Source organism: Lederbergia sp. B243.17 (genome assembly GCF_057657925.1).
Window position 1 is genome coordinate 1 of the sequence record NZ_JBWBKF010000069.1, and the last position, 24,521, is coordinate 24,521.

The following is a 24,521-nucleotide window of genomic DNA, read 5'->3' on the forward strand; positions in this document are numbered from 1 at the left end:
GTGCACTTACCTGTTCGGACGAAAAAGTTACTTTGCTCATGTTATCCCCTAATCCCATATTCTTAATTTCAAGTATATAAAAAGCACCTGCAGGTTGAACACTCTTTTTTTCGAGTGTCCTACCTACAGGTACCACTTTAGTCCCTGCTTCCGATTCTCTTTCTTTGTTTATTTTTCCGATCCCTCAGCCGCGATCTCCGGATGATTCTGATAGAACTTCCGGCCTATCAATGTTTGAATGATCAGGAAGCCGCCCCCGACAGCCCAGTACAATGGGAGCGCAGCCGGTGCAGACAGCGAGAACACCGTAATCATGATCGGCGACAGATACATGAACATTTGCATCTGCTTTCTCTGCGCTTCGGGTACCGTATGAAGAGACACCCGCGCCTGGATCAGATAGACCGCCCCCGCAATCAAAGCCATGACCACATTCGACTGGCCAAGGTTGAACCAGAGGAAGGAATGGGTGGCAATTTCATGCGAACTGCGAATCGCATAATAAAGACCCATTAATAGCGGCATTTGAATAATGATGGGCAGACAGCCGATATTCAACGGATTGACATTATGCTTCTGGTAAAGCTGCATCATTTCCGCTTGGATCTGCTTTTGCTCTTCCGGCGTTTTCGCCGCCTTCGACCGTTTCTGGACTTCCTCCATCTCCGGCTTCAGTTTATCCATCTTCATCTTCATGACCTGCTGGTTTTTATAGTTTTTCAGCATCATCGGCATCAAAATCAGCCTGATCAGCAACGTAATGATAATAATCGCCAATCCGAAGCTGCCGCCGAGAAAGTTGCCGATCTCATGGATCAGCCAAACAAAAACCCTCACAAATGTATTGTAGAAAAATCCCGTTTCATTTTGGACGCCCGAACACCCGCTCATCAGCATCGAGGCCGAAATGAGCATCGTCATCAGCAAACCGTATTTTTTCAATATAATCACCCTTCTATTTAAAAATAATTCCCTTTTTAAATAGAAAGATGCGGCCCTTCCGGATCTTCAGGACATTCTTTTCTTTTGACCGTTTTCACGATTTGTCCGCAAATCGCAAGCGGAGGTTCAATAAGCACCACTGGCATCGCAAAAAACTCGTCAAAGGCGGAGTCCTCCGACCGGCTGGACGCCTGACGGGCATTCACCTTTGAGAAAAGCTCCCAACCCATGAACCACATGATGGCCAAAGTCAGCGGCATAATCCAGTCAATATATGAATCCTGCAATAATATATCGATCATATCGACACCTAATTTCGCTTCAATACTATAAGTATAAAGCTATTTCTCCCATTTGTAAAAAAATAGTACAAACCCGGGACTGCGGTTTGAGATATAAATGCAGTAAAACGGGAAGCACCTGCCTTCCCGGGCATCGAAGCAATGATGCCGGCCTTCCCTCTTCCAATAATCCTCAATTTGAACCACTCACCGCTTAACGTCCTGGCGTGCTGCTTCAAGCGGGAGATTCCTAAGTACAAAAGCTCTGCGGCCTCTACCTGCCTTCCTCCATCTCTTTTCTTGCCTCCCGAACCCGTCTGAAAAGGGTGGCTTCCGTGATCAAATCTTTACCGCCGCTGTCTTTACCATACTTCTGAATAATTTCTTTTGCTTTCATACCGTGTACAAGATAGTCCTGCACGGCAAGATCATATACTTGTTTGTTAGCCTTGGGACGGCCAAACTTAACACCGCGATTTTTAGCATTCTCTATGGCCGGCTTTGTTCTCTCCATAATGAAGTTTCTTTCCATTTCCGCAAACATTGCAAGCAGCTGAAGCATTGCTTTCGACACAGCAGAATCGTCAGAAGTGTCCACATCATCGTCCAGAGACTTCACGTAAATACCTTTGGAAGTAAGTTCTTCAATCAATCCTGTAACCTGTGACAGGGAACGTCCTAAACGGTCTAGCTTTTTCACGATAATCGTATCGCCTTCGTCTACCTTTTTCAGAAGGACTTTTAACGATTTCCTGTCCATCTTTGCCTCTGCCATTTCATCTGAATAAATGTTTTCCGGGGCGATCCCATGATTCAAAAGAGAATCAATTTGTACAATTACGTCTTGCTGAACAGTTGATACTCTTGCGTATCCATAAATAGTCATTGATAACTCCTCACTTTGATTGAAATTTTTAGTCAATAACAATACGTTTTTTCTATTATTTTTGCTATCCGGAACTATCCTATTAGGTGAGATAGTCAATGGTAATCTTCCATTTTTATTATAACTGCCCTTTCTTTTATCATTCTCTAATTTGCTTTAAATACACGTGCAGTTCACGTAAGGTTTCTGACCTGTTCGTTTTCGGGATGAAAAAAAACCGCATTCCGTCAGAGCGATACTCTGATAGAAAGCGGTTTTTCAAGAATGGATTTATTTAGTTCCTTGCCAGTTCGTATTCGGTAATCTTATCATCCAGCTGAAGTGTCAGTGCGATCTCATCCCAGCCGTTCAGAAGCATCTGGCGGCGGTATGGATCAATGGAGAACGGATAGGACTTTCCATCATCCGTTTCGATCGTTTCTCTTTCAAGCGAGACGGTCACATTAATTGGTCTGCTTTTTCCTGCTGCAAGCAATTCCTCGATCTCCGCTTCGCTAAGCTTGATCGCCAGGATGCCGTTCTTCAAGCAGTTATTATAAAAGATGTCAGCAAAGCTTGTTGCAATGATGACGCGGAAACCATAATCGCCGAGCGCCCATGGGGCATGTTCACGGGATGATCCGCAGCCGAAGTTTTCACGGGATACAAGGATTTCGCTCCCTGCATACGCAGGGTTGTTCAAAACGAAATCCTTTCGCTCAGTGCCGTCGTCATTGAAACGCCAGTGATAGAAAAGGTAGCGTCCGAAGCCCGTGCGCTCGATCCTTTTCAAAAATTGTTTCGGGATGATCTGGTCCGTGTCGACATTGGAGCGATCCAACGGAGACAGTATGCTTGTTACTTCTTTGATTGGCTTCATACGAGCGCCTCCTCTTTGGAAAGATTTCGAACATCGACGAATCGCCCTTGAACGGCTGCTGCTGCAGCCATTGCCGGGCTGACGAGATGCGTGCGGGAGCCATTGCCCTGGCGCCCTTCGAAGTTGCGGTTTGATGTTGAGGCGCACCTCATACCTGCAGGAACCTGGTCACTGTTCATCGCAAGACACATGCTGCAGCCTGTTTCCCGCCACTCAAAGCCGGCTTCAAGGAAGATACGGTCCAGTCCTTCCTTCTCAGCCTGCGCTTTGACAGTGCGCGAACCCGGGACGACAATCGCCGTCACGCCGGGACTCACCTTTCTGCCGGCAAGGATTTTTGAAGCTGCACGCAAATCTTCAATCCTGGAGTTTGTGCACGAGCCGATAAAGACATATTGGATTTCGATGTCGGTCATCTTTGTTCCCGCTTCAAGGTCCATATACTCGAGCGCCCGTTCTATATCCGCCCGCTCTGCTTCATTCTTAGCGTCTTGCGGATTTGGAACGGTACCTCCGATGCCGACGCCCATCGCAGGATTCGTGCCCCATGTAACGAATGGCTCGATTTTTGTCGCATCGATTTCAATGACAGCATCATACTCGGCTCCTTCGTCTGTTGCAAGCTGTCTCCACTCATCAGCAAGTTTCTCAAATTCTTCTCCGGAAGGAACATGCTCCCTCCCTTTCAAATAAGAGATTGTTGTCTCATCAGGGCTGATCAAGCCGGCTCTTGCCCCCGCCTCGATCGACATATTGCAGACAGTCATCCGTTCTTCCATCGAGAGGTTACGGATCGCTTCTCCCGTATATTCGATGACATGTCCGGTACCGACATTGATGCCGTATTTTGCGATAATGGCCAGAATCAGATCCTTTGCTGTAACGCCTTGGCCAAGCTTGCCGTTCACTTTGACCTGCATCGTTTTCGGCTTCGTCTGCCAAAGCGTCTGTGTTGAAAGGACATGCTCAACTTCGCTCGTGCCGATGCCGAATGCGAGGGCGCCCATCGCGCCGTGTGTGGAAGTATGCGAATCTCCGCAGACGATTGTTTTCCCCGGCTGGGTCAGCCCAAGCTCGGGCCCGATCACATGGACAATCCCTTGGTCGGGATGGCCGATGCCCGCGAGCGGCACTCCGAACTCTGCACAGTTTTTCTCAAGCGTCGTCATCTGCTTCTCTGAAATCGGGTCAACGACCGCTTCATTCAGACGGGTCGGGACGTTGTGGTCCATCGTTGCAAATGTCAGGTCCGGTCTTCTTACCTTTCTCCCGTTCAGGCGAAGCCCTTCGAACGCCTGAGGGGAAGTGACTTCATGGACGAGGTGGAGATCAATATAAATCAGATCTGGCTTCCCTTCCTCCTGATGCACAACATGTTTTTCCCATATTTTCTCTATGATTGTTTTCGCCATGTTCCTCACCTCACGCATAAGCGGACAAAATATTGTCTGCTATCAATTCACATTCGATTTCATCTATGATTTTCTTAGTCATTTCATCTGTGGAAAGCACGTTCCGGGAAGCCCCGAGGAACTCTCCTGTGCAATATCCGTCCTCAAGAACGGTCCGGACGGCCTTCTCGATTGCAGCAGCCTCCTGCTCCATGCCGAATGAGCTGCGCAGCATCATCGCTCCGGAAAGAATTGCACCGATCGGATTCGCCTTGTTTTGACCGGCGATGTCTGGTGCTGATCCGTGTACCGGCTCATAAAGGCCAAAGCCTGTTTCTGCCAGGCTTGCGGATGGAAGCATGCCGAGCGAGCCGGTGATGACGGATGCCTCGTCGCTCAAAATGTCCCCGAACATATTCTCTGTTACGACAACATCAAAGGCAGACGGAGCTGTGATCAGCTTCATCGCAGCTGCATCGACGAGCATGTGCTCATATTCGACATCTGGATAAAGAGCCGCCACTTCGTCCACAACCTTGCGCCAAAGCTTGCTGGACTCGAGCACATTCGCTTTGTCGACTGAGGTCACCTTGCCTTTTCTGCCCCGCGCCAGATTGAAGGCCTGAACAACGACCTGTTCAATTTCCTTGCGGCTGTAAAGCAGTGTATCGACCGCTTTTTCCTCATCATGGTAACTCGGTTTTCCAAAATACAATCCGCCTGTCAATTCCCGGACGATCATCATGTCGACGCCTTCCGCGACTTCTTCTTTTAATGGAGAGACGGAGAGCAGGCTTTTGTATGCCTGGACCGGACGGAGGTTTACCCCCAGTTGAAAATGCTTCCGGATTTGCAGCAGTCCTTTTTCGGGACGCAGATCGGATGGCTGGTTATCCCATTTCGGTCCGCCTACCGCACCAAGCAAGATTGCATCGCTGCCCTCGCAAATTTCCAGTGTCTCCTTTGGCAAGGGTTCCCCTGTCTTATCAATGGCCGCACCGCCGAGCAGGCCGTACACCCATTCAAACTCATGATGGAAGCGGCGGGCGATCGATTCCAATACTGCCGTTGCCGCGCCTGTCACTTCTTTGCCAATTCCGTCTCCGCTGAGTACAGCCACTCGTTTCTTCATCTCTGATCTCCTCCTTATGATTTTAAAAGCGAAACCATTGCCAAAAATTCCGTCTCTTCATTTGCCGGGAGGACAGCTATTCGCCATCCCCTGGCGTATGTTATACCGTTTTCATCAGGTGCTTCATCTGCTTTTTCATTAAGGCCCGGTTGATCGCATTCAGGTAGGCTTTGGCGGAGGCTTCCAGAACGTCCTGTGCGGTATCTCTGCCCGTCAGTTCCTCGCCATTGAATGTCATGTTGATGACTGCTTCTGCCAATGCATCGCGCCCTTTCCCGATGGACGATACGCGATAATCCAGAACATGGACCTTGCCGTCGACAATTTTTTCAAGCGTATTGAAAATTGCTTCGACGCTTCCGGAACCTGTCTCCTGCTCGCGGACAACCGTTCCGCAAGGCTGCTTCACGACTGCGATCGCAGCTGGGGCATGGGCCGTCTCATACTTGACTTCAACCTGCTCAAGCTCATACGTTTCCGCTTCTTCCTTCAGCTGTTGGTTCGTCAGAATCGTCCATAGGTCTTCCTCGGTTACTTCTTTTTTCCGGTCGGCCAAAGTCTTGAATTCCTTAAACGCGATGTTCAGCGCTTCAGCATCAAGGCTGAAGCCCATTGCCGATGCCCGGTCTTGGAATGCATGGCGTCCGGAGTGCTTGCCGAGAACAAGGTTGTTAGATGTTTCTCCGATCAGTTCAGGTGTGATAATTTCATAGGTCGTCGGCTCCTTGAGCACGCCGTCCTGATGGATCCCTGATTCGTGGGCAAATGCATTTTTGCCGACGACCGCTTTGTTCGCCTGTACGACCATTCCCGTCAACTTGCTGACAAGCTGGCTCGTGCGCTTAATTTCATTCAAGGTCAGATTCGTCTCGACATTGTAGAAATCTTTTCGGGTATAAAGGGCGACCCCGACTTCTTCGAGAGCGGCATTGCCTGCCCTTTCGCCGAGTCCGTTGATCGTCCCTTCCACCTGGTCAGCCCCGTTTTCAATGGCAGCAAGCGTATTTGCAACCGCCATTCCGAGGTCATCGTGGCAGTGGGCGGACAATTTTGCTTCACCGATATTCGGAACATTGTCTTTCAAATACTTGAACAGTGCGCCATATTCATGCGGAGTCGCATATCCGACCGTATCCGGGATGTTGATAACGGATGCCCCGGCACGGATCGCCTGCTCGACGATATGAGCCAGGAATGCCGGATCGGAACGGAATGCATCTTCGGCCGACCATTGGACGATCGGGAAAAATTTCTTCGCATAGGTGACCGTTTCAATTGTCGTCTGGACGACTTGTTCAGGAGTTTGCTTCAGCTTGTGGGTCATGTGGATCGGTGATGTGGCGATAAAGACATGAAGCCGCGGGCATTCCGCCACTTTCAGCGCTTCCCATGCATGGTCGATATCGCTTTTCACTGATCTGGCAAGACCTGTGACGGAAGAGCGGGTAACTGTCCCCGCAATCTTCCGTACTGCGTCAAGGTCTCCAGGGGAGGCGGCGGGGAAGCCGGCTTCGATGACGTCCATCCCCATCCTCTCCAATTGCTTGGCGATTTCCAGTTTCTCTGCTGTATTCAAATTGATGCCTGCGGACTGCTCGCCGTCTCTTAAAGTCGTATCAAAGATGTCAATTTTTCGCACTGACAGCCACTTCCCCGGCTTTCTTTTTTCCCGCTTTGACGAATGGCATCATTTCGCGCAGTTCCTTTCCGACTGTCTCGATCAGGTGCTCGCTCTCACGCTGGTTGATCGCGTTGAATTCCGGGCGGTTCAATTGGTTCTCAAGCAGCCAGCCTTTCGCAAACTTGCCTGTTTGGATATCATCGAGAATGTCTTTCATCCGCTCTTTTGTCGCACCGTCTACAACGCGAGGCCCGGAGATGAAGTCTCCCCACTGAGCTGTATCAGAAATGGAATAGCGCATTCCGGCAAGACCATCTTCGTACATCAAGTCAACGATCAATTTCAATTCATGCAGACATTCGAAGTAGGCGATTTCCGGCTGATAGCCCGCTTCCACCAATGTTTCGAATCCGGCTTTGACAAGTGCTGTCGTTCCGCCGCAAAGGACTGCCTGTTCGCCGAAAAGATCCGTTTCCGTTTCTTCTTTGAATGTCGTTTCCAACACGCCTGCACGTGCAGAACCGATTCCCTTTGCATACGCAAGTGCAACTTCTCTCGCTGTTCCCGTTGCATCCTGGTAGATGGCGAACAATGCAGGTACGCCTGCCCCTTCGACGAATGTACGTCTTACAAGATGGCCCGGTCCTTTTGGAGCAACAAGGAATACATCAACATCCGACGGAGGGACGATCTGGCTGAAGTGAACGTTGAAACCGTGTGCGAACACCAATGATTTTCCAGGTGCAAGATTCGGTTTAACTTCGTTTTCATAGACCGCTGTCTGTCTCTCATCCGGAAGCAGGATCATGATGATGTCTGCCTGGGCGCTCGCTTCTCTTACCGAGTAAACTTCATGTCCGTCTTCTTCCGCCTGCTCGAAGGATTTGCCTGGTCTTACGCCGACAATGACGTCATAGCCGCTGTCCTTCAAGTTGCTTGCGTGTGCATGACCTTGTGATCCATAGCCGAGTACCGCGATTTTTTTGTCTCTCAATACTTGCTCTTCGATTTCGTTGTTATAATATACTTTTGCCATTTTTGTCCATCTCCTCTTTTATAATTGTAAGATTGATAGTTGCGGTGATTCTGATTTTTGATGTTCCCTGACAAAGGCGGTGGCCCCTGTCCGGGATATATCTTTAATGCCATATGGCTTGAGCAACTCGATAAATGCATCCACTTTCGTGGGTTCGCCCGTCACTTGGACGGTAACATTGTTTTTTCCCATATCAATGACAGTAGCGCGGAACGGCTCGATAATGCTGTAAACTTCGCTTCGAACGCCTGGCGGGCACGAGACCTTCACAAGTGCGAGTTCCCGGGTCACCATCGATTTATCGGTGATATCCGTCACCTTCAGGACGTCAATTTGCTTTTGCAGCTGTTTGAGCAGCTGTTCCATCTTCGCCGGATCTTCCATGGCGACGATAAATGTCATCTTGGAAATTTGCGGGTTGATTGTCGTGCCAACGGTGATGCTTTCAATATTGAACTGTCTTTTGGCGAATAATCCGGTAATCCGGTTCAATACTCCACTGTTATTATTGACTGTAACTGTTACAACGCGTTTCATTCTCCCACCCCTATCATTTCGTGAAGCCCCGTGCCTGGAGCGACCATCGGATAGACGTTTTCATTCGGCATGACACGGAAGTCGATCAGCACCGGCTCAGGCAATGCAAAAGCTTCTTCCAGAACCGTTCTTGCTTCCTCTTCTGTACCTGCACGGTAACCTTTGATCCCATAGGCTTCAGCCAATTTTACAAAGTCAGGCTGATCGGGAATGAGCGAGTGTGAATAACGCTCTTCGTAAAATGTTTCCTGCCATTGCCTCACCATGCCAAGGCATTGATTGTTCAGAATGACGACCTTGACTGGCAAGTTCAGCTGCTTGATGATCGAGAGTTCCTGAAGAGTCATCTGGAAGCCTCCGTCCCCGGTGATGGCCACAACTGTCTTATCCGGTGCAGCAAGCTGAGCGCCGATTGCGGAAGGGAAACCAAAGCCCATCGTACCGAGGCCTCCTGATGTTACCCAGTTGTCCGGGCTGTTGAAGCCATAATACTGAGCCGCCCACATCTGATGCTGCCCGACGTCGGTCGTGACAATCGCATCGCCCCCGGTCAGCTTGTGGATCATTTCGACCACGTGCGGTGAAGAAAGGGTGCCTTCCGGTGATGCGGGCTTTTTATACGGGTATGTTTCTTTGTAATCGGTAATATGTTCTGCCCACTCCGTAATGTCCGGCAGGCTGAATTCCATGGTGACAAGCTCTTTCAGCACTTCTTTAGCATCCGCCACAATTGGCACGTCGGTCGGTACGTTTTTGCCGATTTCGGCCGGGTCGATATCAATGTGGGCAATCACTGCATGCGGGGCAAAATGCTGCAAGTTCCCTGTCAGGCGATCATCAAAACGGGCGCCGATATTGATTAGAAGGTCGCATTCCGAGATCGCCATATTCGCGGCATACGTGCCGTGCATACCTGCCATTCCGAGAAACTGCGGGTGATCGCCCGGAATTGTTCCCAGACCGAGCAGCGTATTTGTGATTGGATAGCCTGTCATTTCAACAAATTGTTTTAATTCTTCTGACGCCTTGGCGAACAAAACGCCCGCACCTGCAAGAATCAGCGGCTTTTGTGCGTTTGCCATCACGCCGGCCAGCTTTTGCAGCTGTAGATAGTTCGGCTGTGTCGTCGGCTGGTAGCCCGGAAGATTGACCTCTTTGTCCGGGTACATTCCAGCTTCCATCGTCGCGATATCCTTCGGGATGTCTACGAGTACCGGGCCCGGCCGGCCTGTAGAGGCTATGTAGAACGCCTCCTTGATGATCCGGCCAAGATCCTCAAGCTTTTTCACCTGATAGTTGTGCTTTGTGATCGGCATTGTAATTCCAACAATGTCCGATTCCTGGAATGCATCGGTGCCGAGGACCCCGCTTGCAACCTGCCCTGTGAAGATGACGAGCGGCAATGAGTCCATCATGGCATCTGCAATGCCTGTAACAAGATTCGTCGCACCCGGGCCGGATGTTGCGATGACGACACCCGGCTTGCCTGTGACGCGGGCATATCCTTCGGCTGCGTGGATCGCTCCTTGTTCATGTCTTGTCAGGACATGCCTGATCGGGTTTTTATGAAGCGCATCATAGATCGGCAGTACAGCGCCTCCCGGATATCCGAAGATGATTTCCACGTTTTCCTTCTGCAGCGCCTCAATAAACAAATCTGCCCCTGTCTTCTTCTGAGTGGCCACTGCTGCATCTGACTGCTGGCCGCCTGTTCCCATCGGGAATCCCATACTCACCGCATAACGCCTTCCTTCCATTTTTTATTTTTTCATTCGCTGTTTTCCAACAAAAAAAGCCCCTCCAAGCCCACACAAAAAGAGAACCTTGTTGTGCAGGGATGAAAGGAACTTTCATGGTACCACCCTACTTTTCAGTGACGGATCACTGACTCAGGAACAGCATTCGCTGTTCATTGATAACGGGGATGAACTGCTGTATCCCCGTGAATCCATAATCGCTCCCGCTTTCAGGATTCCTGCTCTGAGGTGATGTCGCAAAGGACTGCATTGCCGGGTTTCAGCGGTGCCGGCTCTCTGTAAATGCAGGGGTCCCTTCACTTTTTCCTCATCATAGCATTCTTATATTTTCATGACTCCGCCTGTCGAGGCTGAAGTAACCAATTTTGAATATCTGGCCAAATAGCCTTTTTTGATTTTCGGTTCAAATGGCTTGAGAGCTTTTCTCCGCTCAGCCAGCGTGTCATCCGGAACGAGCAGCTGGATCGTCCGGTTGACGAGATCGATTGAAATATCATCACCGTCTTCAACAAGGGCGATTGGTCCGCCTTCTGCTGCCTCCGGTGAAATATGGCCGATCGAAATGCCTCTTGAGGCTCCGGAAAATCTTCCATCCGTAATGAGTGCCACTTTCGTCGCCAATCCCCTGCCCGCAATCGCGGAAGTCGGTGTCAGCATCTCCGGCATGCCCGGTCCGCCTTTTGGACCTTCATAGCGGATGACTACTACATGGCCCTCTTTGACGGTTCCGTCATTGATGCCCTGCTGTGCGTCGTCCTGTGAGTCGAAGACAATCGCTTTGCCGTTGAATGTCTTGATCGATGGATCGACTGCCCCGACCTTGATAACGCCACCGTCCGGAGCAATATTGCCATAAAGGACGGAGAGTCCGCCGACAGGGCTGTATGGATTTTCCCTCGGCCGGATCACTTGCGGATTTACAATCACATGGTCTTTCACATTTTCATAGACGGTCTTGCCGGTCACCGTCATCCGGTCGCGCTCGACTGCGCCCATTTCACAAAGCTCGCGGATGATGGCACTGACGCCGCCCGCATTGTGGACGTCCTGCATCGTGTAATCGGATGCCGGGCTGATTTTTGCCAGATAAGGCACTCGTTTTGCCACTTCATTGATTCTTGTCATGTCGTACTCGATTTCCGCTTCATGTGCAATCGCCAGCGTATGAAGGACTGTATTTGTCGATCCGCCCATTGCCATGTCCAGCGCAAACGCGTCATCAATTGTCCGTTCGCTGATCAGGTCTCGCGGTTTGACGTCTTCCTTAACCATTCGGACCAGATGCTGAGCCGCTTCCTTGATCAACCGGTGGCGTTCGTTTGATGTCGCAACGATCGTGCCATTTCCCGGCAGTGCAACCCCAAGCATTTCCATTAGCGAGTTCATCGAGTTTGCGGTGAACATTCCCGAGCAGGAGCCGCATGTCGGGCAAGCGTTCTGCTCAATGTCGAGCAGCTTTTCCGCAGTCATCTTTCCAGACTGGTAAGCACCGACTCCTTCAAAAACAGAAACGAGCGAGAGCGGCTCCCCTTCCGAGGACATTCCGCCTTCCATCGGCCCGCCTGAAACGAAGACGGATGGAACATTCGTCCTGTATGCCGCCATCAGCATTCCCGGTGTAATCTTATCGCAGTTCGGAATGTAAAAGACTCCGTCGAACCAGTGGGCATTGATGACGGTCTCGGCTGCGTCGGCAATCAGCTCGCGGCTTGGAAGTGAATATCTCATCCCGATATGCCCCATCGCAATTCCATCGTCGACGCCAATCGTATTGAATTCGAACGGCACGCCGCCCGCTTCCCAGATTGCTTCCTTCACCACATCGGCGAACTCGCGCAGATGTTTGTGTCCCGGTATGATGTCAATGTAAGAGTTGCAGACACCGATGAACGGTTTCTCCAAGTCCTTCGTACGAATTCCTGTTGCATAAAGAAGACTTCTGTGTGGGGCACGGTCTATCCCCTTCTTGATCATATCGCTTCGCATTTCAAATTCACCTGTTTCTGTATGTTAGCTGACGTTCAGTTGTTCGTAGACTTTGACTCCATCTGTATATGTCAGTTCCCGGAAGCTTTCCAAAAGGTCCATTGTGACCGGACCCGGCTTGCCGTTGCCGATAATCCTGCCGTCCACTTTTCTGACAGCAATTACCTCGGCTGCTGTTCCTGTGAGGAACACTTCATCTGCTGTGTATACATCATGCCTTGTGAAAATCGCCTCTGCTACCTCATAGCCTTTGCGGCGTGCAATGTCCATAATGGCGTTTCTCGTCACTCCGACGAGCGCCCCGACGTGGCCCGGAGGCGTGAGCAGTTTATTGTTCTTGATGATGAAGATGTTGTCGGCCGAGCCTTCAGCGACATAGCCTTGGTCATTCAGCATGAGCGCTTCAGAGACGCCGGCAAGGTTTGCTTCCAGTTTCACGAGAATATTATTTAAGTAGTTTAGTGATTTCACCATGGGGCTCAAGACATCGGAGCGGTTTCGCCTAGTGGCGACTGTCACAATTTCCAGCCCTGCTTCATATAATTCTTGCGGGAAGATCCTCAGCGGTTCAGCGATCACAATTACAGACGGCTTTGCGCAAGTGGACGGATCCAACCCCAAATCGCCAACTCCTCTGGAAACGACGAGGCGAATGTACCCATCTTTCAGCTCGTTGCGTTTGAGAATCTCCACAATAATGTGAGTCATCTCCTCTTTGGTGTATGGTATGGTTAACAAAATTGATTTCGCTGAGTCATATAAACGAGTCAAATGCTCATCCAAGCGAAATACGTTTCCGCGGTATGAACGGATTCCTTCGAAGACGCCGTCTCCATAGAGGAAGCCGTGATCATAAACGGAGATAACGGCGTCTGCCTTGTTGACAAACTGTCCGTTCACAAAAATCAATTGCTCACTCATATCGATTCGCCCCTCTCATATCGTATTTTCCATTCAGGAAGTTTTTGATTCTTTAAATTGTTCTCAATGATACCGTGCTATGACTGAAACGTCAATACATTATCAGAATCTTTTATCAGTTGGAAAAAGTCCATTTATTTTGTATCCGTTTTCATTGTGATAAAATCAAGCTTTTGCGATTATGTCCATTTTTAAAAATTTTTTAATATGTTTTTTTGTCCATAAAAAAACCGCTGCGCTTTTGTCTTAGCGCAACGGTTTTTATACGTTTGGAAAAGATATTTGTGCAATTCACAGAAGGGCTAGCCCCCTCCGTTTTTCTAGTGTCCAGCTCCGGGGGCTCGGGGGTCATAAGTCAAAGAGGAAGAAAGGCTGGAAAGCGCCTTTTTTTCCTCTTCACCTTATGCCTGTCGCCCCTGAGCAAGCCCCCTCCGCTTTTCTTTGACAGCTTCAGGCGGCAGGGGCTCGAGATCGCTTCAGAAAAGATAGGTGGGTTGGAAATCACCCACCCGCTCTTTTCTTCCAGCGCTTGTCGCCCCTAAACGCCGCCCTCCGCTTTTCTTATTTCCTATGCATTTTAAATTCCAGATACAAATCATTGTAATACGCGAGCATTTTTTTGCCGAGGTTGTCGTAGACTTCTAGGCGGTCGGTCAGTTCGGCGTCGGGGTAGAAGCGTTTGTCCCCGGTGATATCCTCCGGCATGTACTCGAGTGCTTTTTTATTCGGCGTCGAGTAGCCTACATATTCCGCGTTTTGGGCGGCGTTTTCCGGGTCAAGCATGAAGTTGATGAATTTATGGGCCCCTTCAATATTTTTTGCAGATTTCGGGATGACCATATTGTCGAACCAGAGATTAGATCCTTCTTCCGGAACGACATAATCCAGTTTGTCGTTTTCCGACAGGACATCTGCCGCCTCGCCTGACCAGACGACGCCGATCGCCGCTTCTTCGTTCGCGACGAGCAGCTTGATTTCATCGCCAATGATCGCTTTGACATTCGGAACAATGCCGTCAAGCTTCTTCTTCGCTTCCTTAAGATGCTCTTTATTCGTATCATTAAGCGAATAGCCGAGGCTGTTCAGCCCCATGCCCATGACCTCTCTCGCACCGTCAACAAGGAAAATCTGATTTTTCAGCGCCGGATCCCAAAGGTCATTCCAGCTCTTCAGTTCCCTGCCGCCAAGCATATCGGGATTATATACAATGCCGAACGTGCCCCAGAAATACGGAATGGAAAATTTATTGCCCGGATCAAAAGAAAGATCCATATAGTTTTCATCGATGTATTTCAAGTTCGGCAGCTTGCTGTGATCCAGCGGTAGAAGTAGATTATCATCCTCCATCCGGCTGATCGCGTACTCAGACGGAACAGTAACATCATAGGATGTTCCGCCCTGGGCAATCTTTGTCATCATCGCTTCGTTCGAATCGAATGTCTGGTAGATGACTTTCATGCCTGTTTCTTTCTCAAATTTCTTTAGTAGAGCCGGATCGATATAATCGCCCCAGTTATACACATTAAGTGTATTCTCACCCGTATAACCTTGCGAGGAGTTCAGATGGTTCGACCAATACAAGAGGCCGAAGGAGACAATAAAGATCAGCCCAAATATCCTCACGAGCTGTTTCATGATTTATTCACCCCCGCAGCCGGTGATTTCCCATTCCGCTGGTTGATAAAGTAATAGCCGATGACGAGAAGAATCGTCAGCAGGAAAATAAGTGTGGACAAGGCATTGACTTCAAGCGAGATGCCTTGGCGCGCCCGCGAATAGATTTCGACGGAAAGCGTTGAAAACCCATTCCCGGTTACAAAGAAGGTGACTGCAAAGTCGTCCAGTGAATACGTAAGTGCCATAAAAAACCCGGCGAAAATGCCTGGCGTGATATAAGGCAGCACAACCTTTGACAGTACATCCCAATTGGTTGCTCCCAGATCCCTCGCCGCGTCAATCAGGGACGAGCTCATTTCCTGGAGCTTCGGCAAAACCATAATAACGACGATCGGTACGCTGAATGCAATGTGGGACAAGAGAACGGAAGTAAATCCGAGTTTGATACCGACAATTGTGAATAGGATCAGGAACGAGGCGCCGATGATGACGTCCGGACTGACGATCAGCACATTATTTAGCGTCTCCAGCGTATTTTTCGTCCGCTGCTTTTTCACATACGTGATCGCTAGCGCCCCCATGACGCCGAGGATGGTGGAAATCGCCGCAGACAAAAGGGCGATAATCAAAGTGTTCAGCGCTATCAGAAGCAGCCGCGTATCCTGGAACACCTCGCCGTACCACTCGAGCGTAAATCCTTCAAAATCCCGCATGGAACCGCCGCTGTTGAATGAATAATACATCAAGTAAAAAATGGGTGCGTATAGAACGGCAAATACAAAAATCAAGTACAGTTTAGGTAGTACTCCGGTCTTGTTCAAATTACATCCCCTCGCTTCCGCTGGCCTGTCAGCAGCATAATAATCGCCATGGCAATAATAAGGAAGACGGCGATCGTGGAGCCCATTCCCCAATCCTGCGTTACAAGGAAATGCTGCTCAATTGCAGTGCCGAGCGTAATCACCCGATTTCCGCCTATCAGCCTTGTGATCATGAACAGAGATAAGGATGGAATGAACACGGCCTGACAGCCAGACTTTACCCCGCTCAAAGTGAGAGGGAAAATTACTCGTCTGAATGTCATCCACTTGGAGGCCCCCAGGTCATTTGCCGCATCGATAAACGACGGGTTCAGCTTCTCAAGTGCATTGTAGATCGGAAGGATCATAAATGGAATAAAAATATAGACCGATACGAAGATGAAGCTGAAATCAGTGAACAAAATCTGCTGCTTGCCGATGCCAATCACGCTCAGAAAACTGTTGGCAGGTCCATACGTACCGAAAAGGCCAAGGAACGCATAGGCTTTCAGCAGCAAATTGATCCATGACGGCAAGATGATCAAAAGCAGCCACAACTGTTTATGCTTCAACCGCGTCAACAAATACGCGGTCGGATAAGAGATGAGCAAGGAAAAGGCCGTAATCAAAAACGCGGTCCAAAAAGAATTTAGCGTCATCTTCAAGTAAACAGGCGTGAAGAATTTTTGATAATTGCGGACGGTGAAATGTCCCTCAATATCAAAAAATGAATAATAAACAATCAGAACAATCGGCGCAACGACAAAAAGCAAAATCCATAATACATAGGGAATGAGATACAAATTGCGCGTCTTATTCTGCATAGCCGGCCTCATCATAAGCCTCAAGGCGTTTATCAAATTCTTCTTCCGTTTCACCAAATCTCATGACGTGAATCGCTTCCGGATCGAAAGTAAGCCCGACTTCCTCCCCCGGTTTCGCCTTTTTCGTAGAGTGGACGAGCCACTCATTCCCGTCGGCATCAAAACAGCAAATTTCATAGTGGACGCCTCTGAAAAGCTGTGAATCGACCTTCGCCTTCAACTTGCCTTGTGCCTGCGAAGTGATCTCTACATCCTCTGGGCGAATGACGATTTCAACCGGCTCGTTCGGATTGAAGCCCTGGTCGACGCATTCATATGTCCGGCCGCCGAATTCAACGCTAAAGTCCTCGATCATCTTGCCCGGAACGATATTGGATTCGCCGATAAAATCCGCTACAAAGCGATTGATCGGCTCATCGTAAATGTCGATCGGCGTTCCGCTCTGCTGAATTTTCCCTTTATTAATGACAAAGATTTCGTCGGACATGGCAAGTGCTTCTTCCTGATCATGTGTAACGAAAATAAAAGTAATGCCGAGCCTTTGCTGCAGTTCCCGGAGTTCATACTGCATCTCCGTCCGCAGTTTCAAATCGAGCGCAGAAAGCGGCTCATCCAGGAGGATCACTTCCGGCTCATTGACGATCGCCCGCGCAATCGCCACGCGCTGGCGCTGCCCACCTGACATCTCCGTAATTTCCCGATTTTCATAGCCGGACAAATTGACGAACTTCAGTGCTTCCATCACTTTCGCCTCGATGGCAGACTTCTTCATTTTTTTAATTCGCAGTCCAAAGGCTACGTTCTCGAACACATTCAGGTGCGGGAAAAGTGCATAATCCTGAAAAACCGTATTCACCTGACGCTCATTGGCCGGAATCTTGTTGATTTTTTTGCCGTTAAAGTAGATGTTTCCTTTTGTCGGTTCGATAAAGCCCGCAATCAGACGGAGAATGGTCGTCTTGCCACAGCCGGAAGGACCGAGCAGGGTGTAGAACTTTCCTCTCTCCAGCTCAAAGCTGACATCATCCAAAATCACATCATCATCAAACATTTTTGATACGTGTTCAAAGCGAATAATCGTTTTATCCGTCATAGCGGCCTCCTTATAAATAAGATTCGGTTGCCACCAAAATCAGCTCCGTCTTCCCATCATGGGCATTGCTGATCTGGTGTTCATCGGAAGCGTGAAAATAGATCGACTCGCCTTCATTTGCATAATACGTCCTTCTCCCAAGCGTCAGTTTGACCCGCCCGCTAAGAACAAAAGCGAACGTTTCAGACAGGGACGGCTCAAAATGCTTGAATTCCCCTTCGGCATTCAAGGTGATCTTCACCGGCTCCATTTCCTTCTCATTCGATTCTGGCACGAACCATTTAATTTCGTAGCCGCGTTCCTCGTCGAGATAGCTTGTCTGCTCTTCTTCGCCATATACAACCTTCTGTTCCCGCTCTTCTTCATCAAAGAATTGCTTCGGCGTGCAGCCCAAAACTTCCAAAAGGTTAAAAAATGTATCAATTGAAGGAGAGCTGAGATCCCGTTCAAGCTGGGAAATATACCCTTTGCTTAAGTCGGTTCGTTCTCCGAGCTCTTCCTGCGTCAGACCTTTTTTCAGACGCAAATTCTTAATCTTTCTGCCAATCCGCATCCTCTTTCAACCTCATTAAGTTTAATTTTAGCAAACTCGAAGTAAACTAAGTTTACTCTCACATTACTTTCAGTTTACTATTAACCCTAGTCTATTATACATAAATGTCAGAGCCGTGCAATGGAAAATTACAAATTTCGACGCTGAAATTTTTACTATTGGGGCAGGAATTCCTTTCTGGAACGGACGTACTCAATGAATGTGGCGAGAGCCTTTGTTTTATAAGGAGAAAGGGTCACGAGGAAGAACTTCCGTTTAAAGGGAAGCCCAGCCGCCTCGGCTGAATGGAGAAGCCCCCGTTTGATCTCCTTTTCCACTGCCCAGCGGGAAAGCAAGGTAATGCCAAGCCCTGCTTCAACAGATGCCTTGACGAGCTGGGTGCTGCCAAACTCGAGCTTTTTCACTCCCTCAATTCCAGTGAGGGCATGGTATTGTTCCAAGGCGCTCCTCGTACCTGATCCATCCTCCCTGACGATCCATACGGCCTGCGACATTTGAAGAGCCGTCAACGGCACTTTCTCTCTAGCCAGAGGATGCCCAGGTGCCATGACGACCACCATCTCATCTTCCGCAAATTCTTCAACCTCCAGCTGACCGCCGGTAAACTCCCCTTCGACGACTCCGACATCAATTTGGTGGCTGCGGACAAGATCGACAATTTCTTTAGTATTTCCAATCGATACTGCCGGAACAATGAGCGGATATTGGGCTAACATCTCCACTAAAACTTGCGGCAGCACGTATTCGCCATATGTATAGCTCGCACCAATTGCGACCGGACCGCTCGCGTGGTTTGCCGCATCATCGACGAGACGCTGCATTTTCGTATAAAGCCCAAGAATTTCTTTCGCATGATGATAGACGATTTCTCCCATTTGGTTCATCCGAACATAACGATTTGAACGCTCAAGCAGCCTCACTCCGATTTCACGTTCAAGTGCCTGTATATACTGGCTGACCGCAGGCTGGGTCATATGCAGCTCTTCAGCCGCCCTTGAGAAATTCCCCTTCTCGACAACGGCTATAAACACTTCCAAGTACTGGTCCATCCTTCCTTCTCCAATCCATTGTTTTTTTCATCCGCTCATACGGTGCTTTCGCCACAAACGCTGCGACATTACAATCCCCTTCTTATATGCATTCACTTATAACACCTATTATAATCATTTATTTTTCTTATACTGAAAAAAGCAGTATTCTTTATTTAGTGGAATTTTACAAACAGGAGTGTGGCGTATGCAAAACGGAAAAACTGCTCCAAGGGAACTAACAGCTTCCGCCAGTATGGCTGGCGGAATTGCCTTCACTTTTTTGATTGCCGCTTTCGGATGGCTGTTGGCGAAGATTCCAGGCTTCAGCCTCGTCGGGCAGCTTGCCTGCGCGATTTTGATCGCCGTCCTGTACCGGCAATTTTTCGGCTATCCGGAGCAAATCCGCCCGGGCATCGCTTTCGTTTCGAAACGGCTATTAAGAACTGCCATTATCTTATACGGGTTAAAATTGAACATTAATACAGTTTTGCAGGACGGGCTCGGACTCCTGCTCCGGGACGCGGTCGTCATAGTGTTTGCCATTCTGGCAACGGTGTGGATTGCCAAACGGATAAAGGCCAACCCGACGATTTCACTTTTACTTGGAGTCGGTACAGGGGTGTGCGGAGCGGCCGCCATTGCTGCAATCGCGCCGATTATTAAATCAAAGGACGAGGATACCGCCATCAGCGTTGGGATCATTGCGCTAGTTGGCACAATTTTCGCGATCGGCTATACGCTTTTGCGGCCGATCCTGCCGCTGACCGCTGTTGAATATGGCAGTTGGAGTGGCACGAGTCTCCATGAGATTGCCCATGTTGCGCTTGCAGCCGCTCCGGGCGGGGAGGATGCCCTGGCGATCGGTTTGCTCGAAAAGCTTGGCCGTGTCTTTCTCCTCGTTCCGCTTAGCTTCATCTTCATGTTCTGGATAAAACGGAAATCCGGCAATGAGGAAGCAGGAGCAAAGGTGGAATTCCCTTGGTTTTTGATCGGGTTCATTTTGATGAGTTTGTTTGGAAGCTATGTACTGGGCCACTCGATCCCTATGCCGGATTCCGTTGCCTCTTTCATTGCGACAGCCACCACATGGCTGCTGACTGCCGCTATGGTCGGGCTGGGGCTGAACGTCAACCTGAATGATTTGCGGACGAAAGCGATGAAGCCGCTCATTGCCATGCTGATCGTTTCGGTTATACTATCGTTTGGCGCATATTTTATGATCTAAGCAAAAGATGCATGGAAGCCTCAGCCTCCATGCATCTTTGCTTTTTTCGGTTATTATACCGCTTTATTAGTTTCTGCCCCTTGCTGGAGCTGATACATCCTGTAGTATCTGCCCTTCTTCTCCATCAATTCCGCGTGGCTGCCGCGTTCTGCGATTTCACCGCGATCCAAGACAAGGATCTGATCCGCATTTTTGATGGTTGATAGCCGGTGGGCAATGATAAACGTTGTCCGTCCCTCTTTAAGGACATCCATTGCGTTCTGAATGATCGCTTCAGTTTCGGTATCAATGCTGGAAGTCGCTTCATCCAAAATCAATATGGCAGGATCAAAAGCCAATGCCCGTGCAAAAGAGATCAGCTGCCGCTGTCCAGATGACAAGGTACTGCCTCTTTCGACGACAGGCTCATCAATGCCTTTTTCAAGATGCTGCAAAACCCGATCGGCTCCGACTGCTTTCAGCGCAGATTCGACCTTTTCCCGGGAAATTTTCGGGTCATTCAGGCTGACATTGCTGGCAATCGTTCCCGTGAACAGATAAGGGTCCTGAAGAACAATCCCCATATGTTCGCGCAAGGCCTGCTTTGACATCTCTTTGATGTCTGTTCCATCAATCCTGATTTCCCCTTTATTCGAATCATAGAAGCGGAATAGCACATTGAGAATCGAGCTTTTTCCTGAGCCGGTATGCCCGACAAGGGCGACCGTTTCCCCCTGCTTCGCTTCAAAAGTGATGTCTTTCAGCACATACTCGTTTTCCTTATAGCCAAAATAAACATGGTCAAATTCCACATTTCCCTGATAGCGGGGCAGTCGATCCGGATTGTGGCGTTCCCCCTTCTCATCAAGCAGCCGGAATACCCTTTCGCCGGCAACAAGCGCCTTTTCCAGGTTGGAAAATTGATTGACTATGTTTGTGACTGGATTGAACAGCCTGTTAATATAGTCGACATAGGCATATAGCACACCAATAGTGAGCGGTGTTTGGGCGCCCAATGAATCACCGCCAAAGTAGAGGATAAACGCGACAAAAATGAGATTGCGCAGCACCCCGACAAGATTATGAGAGGAGAGCGCATCAACCTTCAGCAACTTATTTTGATAGCGGAAATGGGTTTCATTCAGCTCCTCAAATTCGCTGCGAATCTGCTTCTCGCGCCGGAATGCCTGAATGATCGTCATCCCTTGAATCGACTCGTTGATTTTCGCGTTCATTTCACTCACTTTGGAACGGATCGTATGGTTGTATTTCGCTGCATACTTCCGGTAGAAAATCATCCAGCCGTATAGGACCGGCAAGAGCAGTATGCAGATCAGCGCCAGTTTCACGTCGAGCAGGAACATCGCCGTGTAAATTCCGGCAATGTAGATGATCCCCGTGAAAAAGGTCGAGAGCACCGCGACATACAGCTCGCGTATTGCTTCTGTGTCATTTGTGATCCGTGCCACCACTTTCCCGGCAGGCAAATTGTCAAAGTATCGGATCGGCAGTCGCTGCACATGCTGGAATACGTCTGTGCGCATTTTCTGGATAATCCGGTTTGCCGCCTTTTGCAAGTACAAATACTGCCCGTAGGAAAAAATGGCCGCCGTGATGAAGAGACCGAGATAAATGAGCAAAAGCTTGACGATCCCTGGTATTTCCGGCTTGTAAAAACGGAGCGTCTCGTCAATCGTCAGTTTCCGTGCGGAAAATTGGTTCGCCTTTCCTCTCTCCTCAACCGTCAGCACGCCGTTTTTGATAGATCGTTCTCCAGCCAACGGAACTTCCCCTTCAGCAAAATAGAATTTGGTCCCGATCTGGACAATTGTAGCGATACCACCGTTCTGGATCACTTGATCTTTTTCTGCATACTTTTCCCGTACAAATCGTTTTCCTGAATAGGATACGGAAGACTGCTCTTGGCTTGTTTCAAGCCAGCGGTCCTCGATTCCGAGTATATGATCGTCAATTACATTTTTGGCAATAAGCGGACTCATGACCTCAGCGGCAACTGAGATTGTCAGCATCGCCAATGCCGCAATGATCAGCCCCTTAAATGAAAGGGCGTAGCGGTATAATCGTTTTCCGGTCATCAGGCATACACCTCCTCTTTCAGTGCACTTTCAACCTGTTGCCGGTCATACTGCTGCTTATACCAGCCCGCCTTTTCCAGCAGCTCGGAATGAGTGCCCTCCTCTGTGATTTCGCCGTTGTCCAGCACGATGATCCAATCGGCATGCTCAATTGCCGATAAACGATGTGTCGTGATGATCGTCGTCTTTTCTTTACGTTCCTCCCGAAGGTTTGCGAGGATTTTTGCTTCAGTTTTCGCATCGACAGCAGAAAGGGAATCATCCAAGATGAGGATGTCCGGGTCTTTGACGAGTGCTCTCGCAATTGAAATCCGCTGCTTCTGGCCTCCGGAAAGTGCTACACCCTTTTCGCCGACCAGTGTTTCGAGCCCCTCTGGCAGCATCGTCAGATCCTTTTCGAAAGCAGCAAGCCGGATCGACTTGGCAATCTCCTCATCTGTCGCTTCCTCTTGACCGAATAATATATTGTCCCGGACACTGCGCGAAAATAGTATGTGATCTTGGGGCACATACCCAATCCAGTCGCGAACCTGATCTTTTGTCTGTCTGGACAGGCTTGTGCCGGCAATCGCGATATCGCCTGAGCCGAGCGGGTATTCACGAAGCAATTGCTTAATGAAAGTCGTTTTTCCGCTCCCCGTCTTGCCGACAATGCCAATCGTTGCCCCTCTCGGTATTTTTACATTGATGCCTTTCAAGTTATCCATCTGCGAGGACGGATAGCGGAATGTCGTTCCGCTGTAGGACAGCTCCCCTGGTTCATCCAGTTTGACCGGCTCATCCGGATCTTTCACATCTTCCGGATAATCGAGCGTCTCCTGGACGCGGTCAAGCGAGGCGTTTCCACGCTGCATGACATTAATCAGTTCCCCAATTGCAAACATCGGCCAGACGAGCATGCCAAGGTATACATTGAAGGAGACAAGATTCCCAAGTGTTATTACTTGATGGAACACAAGATACGTGCCGTAGGATAAACTGATCAAATAACTGATGCCTGTGATTAGCTTTGTCGCAGGATTGAAAAGCGCATCAATTTTCTCCACGTGCATGTTCTTTTCATACACTTCATCGGTCATCGCTTCAAAATCTTTGACGCTTGCTTCCTCTTGCACATAAGCGCGAGTCACCCTGACGCCGGCCACCGATTCAAGTACACGGTCATTCATTTCGCCGAACGCAGCCTGGGCGGTGACGAAACGGACATGGATCTTGCTGCCGAGGATTTTGATAATCCAAGCAAGGATAGGCAGCGGCAGGACTGCGGCCAATGTCAGCTTCCACGAGACGAGGAAGCCCATCGTCAACACAATGGTCAGCATATACATCGTGGAATCAAACAGCGTCAAAATGCCAAATCCGGCAGTTACAGAGACAGATCTTAAGTCATTTGTTCCCCGGGCCATCAAGTCTCCCGTCCGGTTCTTTTCAAAAAAGCCGGGTGTCATTTTCAGAAGATGCCCCATAAATCTTGACCGGAGCAGCTTTTCCACGACGAAGGCGCCGCCGAACAATTGATATTGCCAGATAAAGGTAATCGCATAGCAAACAATTGTCCCTGCCGCCAAAACGCCTATATACGTCAGCAGTTTTTCAAGATTGAGAGTTCCAAGAAATATCTGGTCAATCGCCGCCCCAATAATGAAAGGAGGAACGACCTCGAACAAATTCGCAAAACTGAGCAGCACGATGGCCGTGATATACCGTTTCTTCTGCTCTTTAAAAAACCAGCCAAGTTTCCCTAATACACTAAACATACTTTCTCTCCCCTCTTCGCTTCTCCATTAAGTGGTTCTCGCTAACCGCTCTCCATCTCCACTTTTTTCATCAGCAAAATCCAGTTCTGTTTTATCATTTTCCTTACCTCCGTTATTTTTTATAAAAACAGCATGCCGCTTAGGCGGCGGTACTGGTTTTACCTGCAAAACACAAAAAGAGCATGGTTGCGCCCTAT

At 49.1% G+C, this 24,521-nt stretch carries 21 protein-coding genes and 1 other annotated feature; of the genes, 1 reads left to right on the plus strand and 20 read right to left on the minus strand.

Annotated elements, in window-relative coordinates:
- Window positions 1–168: 168 nt before the first annotated feature.
- From yidC to AC0TWI_RS12265, 18 genes are all read right to left on the minus strand, one after another.
- Entirely contained in the window at window positions 169–942 is a 774-nt protein-coding gene (yidC, locus tag AC0TWI_RS12180; protein WP_488126607.1) for a membrane protein insertase YidC, read from the minus strand.
- A 35-nt stretch (window positions 943–977) separates the two neighbouring features.
- Complete coding sequence (locus AC0TWI_RS12185; protein WP_488126608.1) at window positions 978–1,244, minus strand: hypothetical protein; 267 nt, start codon at window positions 1,242–1,244, stop codon at window positions 978–980.
- Window positions 1,245–1,497: 253 nt separating this feature from the next.
- Window positions 1,498–2,208 (minus strand): recombinase family protein, encoded by a 711-nt coding sequence (locus AC0TWI_RS12190; protein WP_488126609.1) that lies wholly within the window; start codon window positions 2,206–2,208, stop codon window positions 1,498–1,500.
- Window positions 2,209–2,383: 175 nt separating this feature from the next.
- Window positions 2,384–2,968 (minus strand): 3-isopropylmalate dehydratase small subunit, encoded by a 585-nt coding sequence (gene leuD / locus AC0TWI_RS12195; RefSeq protein WP_488126610.1) that lies wholly within the window; start codon window positions 2,966–2,968, stop codon window positions 2,384–2,386.
- Complete coding sequence (leuC, locus tag AC0TWI_RS12200; RefSeq protein WP_488126611.1) at window positions 2,965–4,380, minus strand: 3-isopropylmalate dehydratase large subunit; 1,416 nt, start codon at window positions 4,378–4,380, stop codon at window positions 2,965–2,967. The genes leuD and leuC overlap by 4 nt, the downstream gene beginning before the upstream one ends.
- A 10-nt stretch (window positions 4,381–4,390) precedes the next feature.
- Entirely contained in the window at window positions 4,391–5,491 is a 1,101-nt protein-coding gene (gene leuB / locus AC0TWI_RS12205; RefSeq protein ID WP_488126612.1) for a 3-isopropylmalate dehydrogenase, read from the minus strand.
- Window positions 5,492–5,591: 100 nt separating this feature from the next.
- A complete protein-coding gene (locus tag AC0TWI_RS12210) occupies window positions 5,592–7,130 on the minus strand; it encodes a 2-isopropylmalate synthase (protein WP_488126613.1) in 1,539 nt (512 codons plus the stop codon).
- Window positions 7,117–8,148 (minus strand): ketol-acid reductoisomerase, encoded by a 1,032-nt coding sequence (gene ilvC / locus AC0TWI_RS12215; protein WP_488126614.1) that lies wholly within the window; start codon window positions 8,146–8,148, stop codon window positions 7,117–7,119. Before ilvC ends, AC0TWI_RS12210 begins: the two co-directional genes overlap by 14 nt.
- Window positions 8,149–8,166: 18 nt before the next feature.
- Window positions 8,167–8,685: an acetolactate synthase small subunit gene (gene ilvN / locus AC0TWI_RS12220; protein WP_488126615.1), complete on the minus strand. Its 519-nt coding sequence runs from the start codon at window positions 8,683–8,685 to the stop codon at window positions 8,167–8,169.
- A complete protein-coding gene (ilvB, locus tag AC0TWI_RS12225; protein ID WP_488126695.1) occupies window positions 8,682–10,403 on the minus strand; it encodes an acetolactate synthase large subunit in 1,722 nt (573 codons plus the stop codon). The genes ilvN and ilvB overlap by 4 nt, the downstream gene beginning before the upstream one ends.
- A 112-nt stretch (window positions 10,404–10,515) precedes the next feature.
- Window positions 10,516–10,765, minus strand: a binding site (T-box leader).
- Window positions 10,764–12,428 (minus strand): dihydroxy-acid dehydratase, encoded by a 1,665-nt coding sequence (ilvD, locus tag AC0TWI_RS12230; protein WP_488126616.1) that lies wholly within the window; start codon window positions 12,426–12,428, stop codon window positions 10,764–10,766. Its footprint overlaps the feature before it by 2 nt.
- 24 nt (window positions 12,429–12,452) lie before the next feature.
- Window positions 12,453–13,349, minus strand: coding sequence for a branched-chain-amino-acid transaminase (ilvE, locus tag AC0TWI_RS12235; RefSeq protein WP_488126617.1), 897 nt, complete (start codon window positions 13,347–13,349; stop codon window positions 12,453–12,455).
- Between the two features lie 561 nt (window positions 13,350–13,910).
- Window positions 13,911–14,984, minus strand: coding sequence for an ABC transporter substrate-binding protein (locus AC0TWI_RS12240; protein ID WP_488126618.1), 1,074 nt, complete (start codon window positions 14,982–14,984; stop codon window positions 13,911–13,913).
- Complete coding sequence (locus AC0TWI_RS12245) at window positions 14,981–15,787, minus strand: ABC transporter permease (RefSeq protein WP_488126619.1); 807 nt, start codon at window positions 15,785–15,787, stop codon at window positions 14,981–14,983. The genes AC0TWI_RS12240 and AC0TWI_RS12245 overlap by 4 nt, the downstream gene beginning before the upstream one ends.
- Window positions 15,784–16,590, minus strand: a complete 807-nt coding sequence (locus tag AC0TWI_RS12250) for an ABC transporter permease (RefSeq protein ID WP_488126620.1) — start codon at window positions 16,588–16,590, stop codon at window positions 15,784–15,786. Before AC0TWI_RS12250 ends, AC0TWI_RS12245 begins: the two co-directional genes overlap by 4 nt.
- Window positions 16,580–17,683: an ABC transporter ATP-binding protein gene (locus AC0TWI_RS12255; protein ID WP_488126621.1), complete on the minus strand. Its 1,104-nt coding sequence runs from the start codon at window positions 17,681–17,683 to the stop codon at window positions 16,580–16,582. The genes AC0TWI_RS12250 and AC0TWI_RS12255 overlap by 11 nt, the downstream gene beginning before the upstream one ends.
- A gap of 10 nt (window positions 17,684–17,693) precedes the next feature.
- Window positions 17,694–18,236, minus strand: a complete 543-nt coding sequence (locus AC0TWI_RS12260) for a helix-turn-helix domain-containing protein (RefSeq protein ID WP_488126622.1) — start codon at window positions 18,234–18,236, stop codon at window positions 17,694–17,696.
- 155 nt (window positions 18,237–18,391) lie between these two features.
- The gene (locus tag AC0TWI_RS12265) at window positions 18,392–19,285 is read right to left on the minus strand and encodes a LysR family transcriptional regulator (RefSeq protein WP_488126623.1); all 894 of its coding nucleotides are present in this window, start codon (window positions 19,283–19,285) and stop codon (window positions 18,392–18,394) included.
- Between the two features lie 187 nt (window positions 19,286–19,472).
- Here AC0TWI_RS12265 and AC0TWI_RS12270 point away from each other — a divergent pair, with 187 nt between their 5' ends.
- Window positions 19,473–20,492 carry a YeiH family protein gene (locus AC0TWI_RS12270; protein WP_488126624.1) on the plus strand — a complete coding sequence of 340 codons (1,020 nt, stop codon included), beginning with the start codon at window positions 19,473–19,475 and terminating at the stop codon, window positions 20,490–20,492.
- Between the two features lie 53 nt (window positions 20,493–20,545).
- On the opposite strand, the gene AC0TWI_RS12275 is transcribed toward AC0TWI_RS12270, so the two are convergent.
- Window positions 20,546–22,567 carry an ABC transporter ATP-binding protein gene (locus tag AC0TWI_RS12275; protein WP_488126625.1) on the minus strand — a complete coding sequence of 674 codons (2,022 nt, stop codon included), beginning with the start codon at window positions 22,565–22,567 and terminating at the stop codon, window positions 20,546–20,548.
- Window positions 22,567–24,324: an ABC transporter ATP-binding protein gene (locus tag AC0TWI_RS12280; RefSeq protein WP_488126626.1), complete on the minus strand. Its 1,758-nt coding sequence runs from the start codon at window positions 24,322–24,324 to the stop codon at window positions 22,567–22,569. Before AC0TWI_RS12280 ends, AC0TWI_RS12275 begins: the two co-directional genes overlap by 1 nt.
- Window positions 24,325–24,521 lie beyond the last annotated feature (197 nt).

Bases quoted from the DNA above. Each gene is read 5' to 3' on its own strand.
- AC0TWI_RS12185 (WP_488126608.1), bottom strand. From the start codon at position 1,244: ATGATCGATATATTATTGCAGGATTCATATATTGACTGGATTATGCCG.
- leuD (WP_488126610.1), bottom strand. From the start codon at position 2,968: ATGAAGCCAATCAAAGAAGTAACAAGCATACTGTCTCCGTTGGATCGC.
- leuC (WP_488126611.1), bottom strand. From the start codon at position 4,380: ATGGCGAAAACAATCATAGAGAAAATATGGGAAAAACATGTTGTGCAT.
- leuB (WP_488126612.1), bottom strand. From the start codon at position 5,491: ATGAAGAAACGAGTGGCTGTACTCAGCGGAGACGGAATTGGCAAAGAA.
- ilvC (WP_488126614.1), bottom strand. From the start codon at position 8,148: ATGGCAAAAGTATATTATAACAACGAAATCGAAGAGCAAGTATTGAGA.
- ilvN (WP_488126615.1), bottom strand. From the start codon at position 8,685: ATGAAACGCGTTGTAACAGTTACAGTCAATAATAACAGTGGAGTATTG.
- ilvB (WP_488126695.1), bottom strand. From the start codon at position 10,403: ATGGGAACAGGCGGCCAGCAGTCAGATGCAGCAGTGGCCACTCAGAAG.
- ilvD (WP_488126616.1), bottom strand. From the start codon at position 12,428: ATGCGAAGCGATATGATCAAGAAGGGGATAGACCGTGCCCCACACAGA.
- ilvE (WP_488126617.1), bottom strand. From the start codon at position 13,349: ATGAGTGAGCAATTGATTTTTGTGAACGGACAGTTTGTCAACAAGGCA.
- AC0TWI_RS12240 (WP_488126618.1), bottom strand. From the start codon at position 14,984: ATGAAACAGCTCGTGAGGATATTTGGGCTGATCTTTATTGTCTCCTTC.
- AC0TWI_RS12250 (WP_488126620.1), bottom strand. From the start codon at position 16,590: ATGCAGAATAAGACGCGCAATTTGTATCTCATTCCCTATGTATTATGG.
- AC0TWI_RS12255 (WP_488126621.1), bottom strand. From the start codon at position 17,683: ATGACGGATAAAACGATTATTCGCTTTGAACACGTATCAAAAATGTTT.
- AC0TWI_RS12260 (WP_488126622.1), bottom strand. From the start codon at position 18,236: ATGCGGATTGGCAGAAAGATTAAGAATTTGCGTCTGAAAAAAGGTCTG.
- AC0TWI_RS12265 (WP_488126623.1), bottom strand. From the start codon at position 19,285: ATGGACCAGTACTTGGAAGTGTTTATAGCCGTTGTCGAGAAGGGGAAT.
- AC0TWI_RS12270 (WP_488126624.1), top strand. From the start codon at position 19,473: ATGCAAAACGGAAAAACTGCTCCAAGGGAACTAACAGCTTCCGCCAGT.
- AC0TWI_RS12275 (WP_488126625.1), bottom strand. From the start codon at position 22,567: ATGACCGGAAAACGATTATACCGCTACGCCCTTTCATTTAAGGGGCTG.
- AC0TWI_RS12280 (WP_488126626.1), bottom strand. From the start codon at position 24,324: ATGTTTAGTGTATTAGGGAAACTTGGCTGGTTTTTTAAAGAGCAGAAG.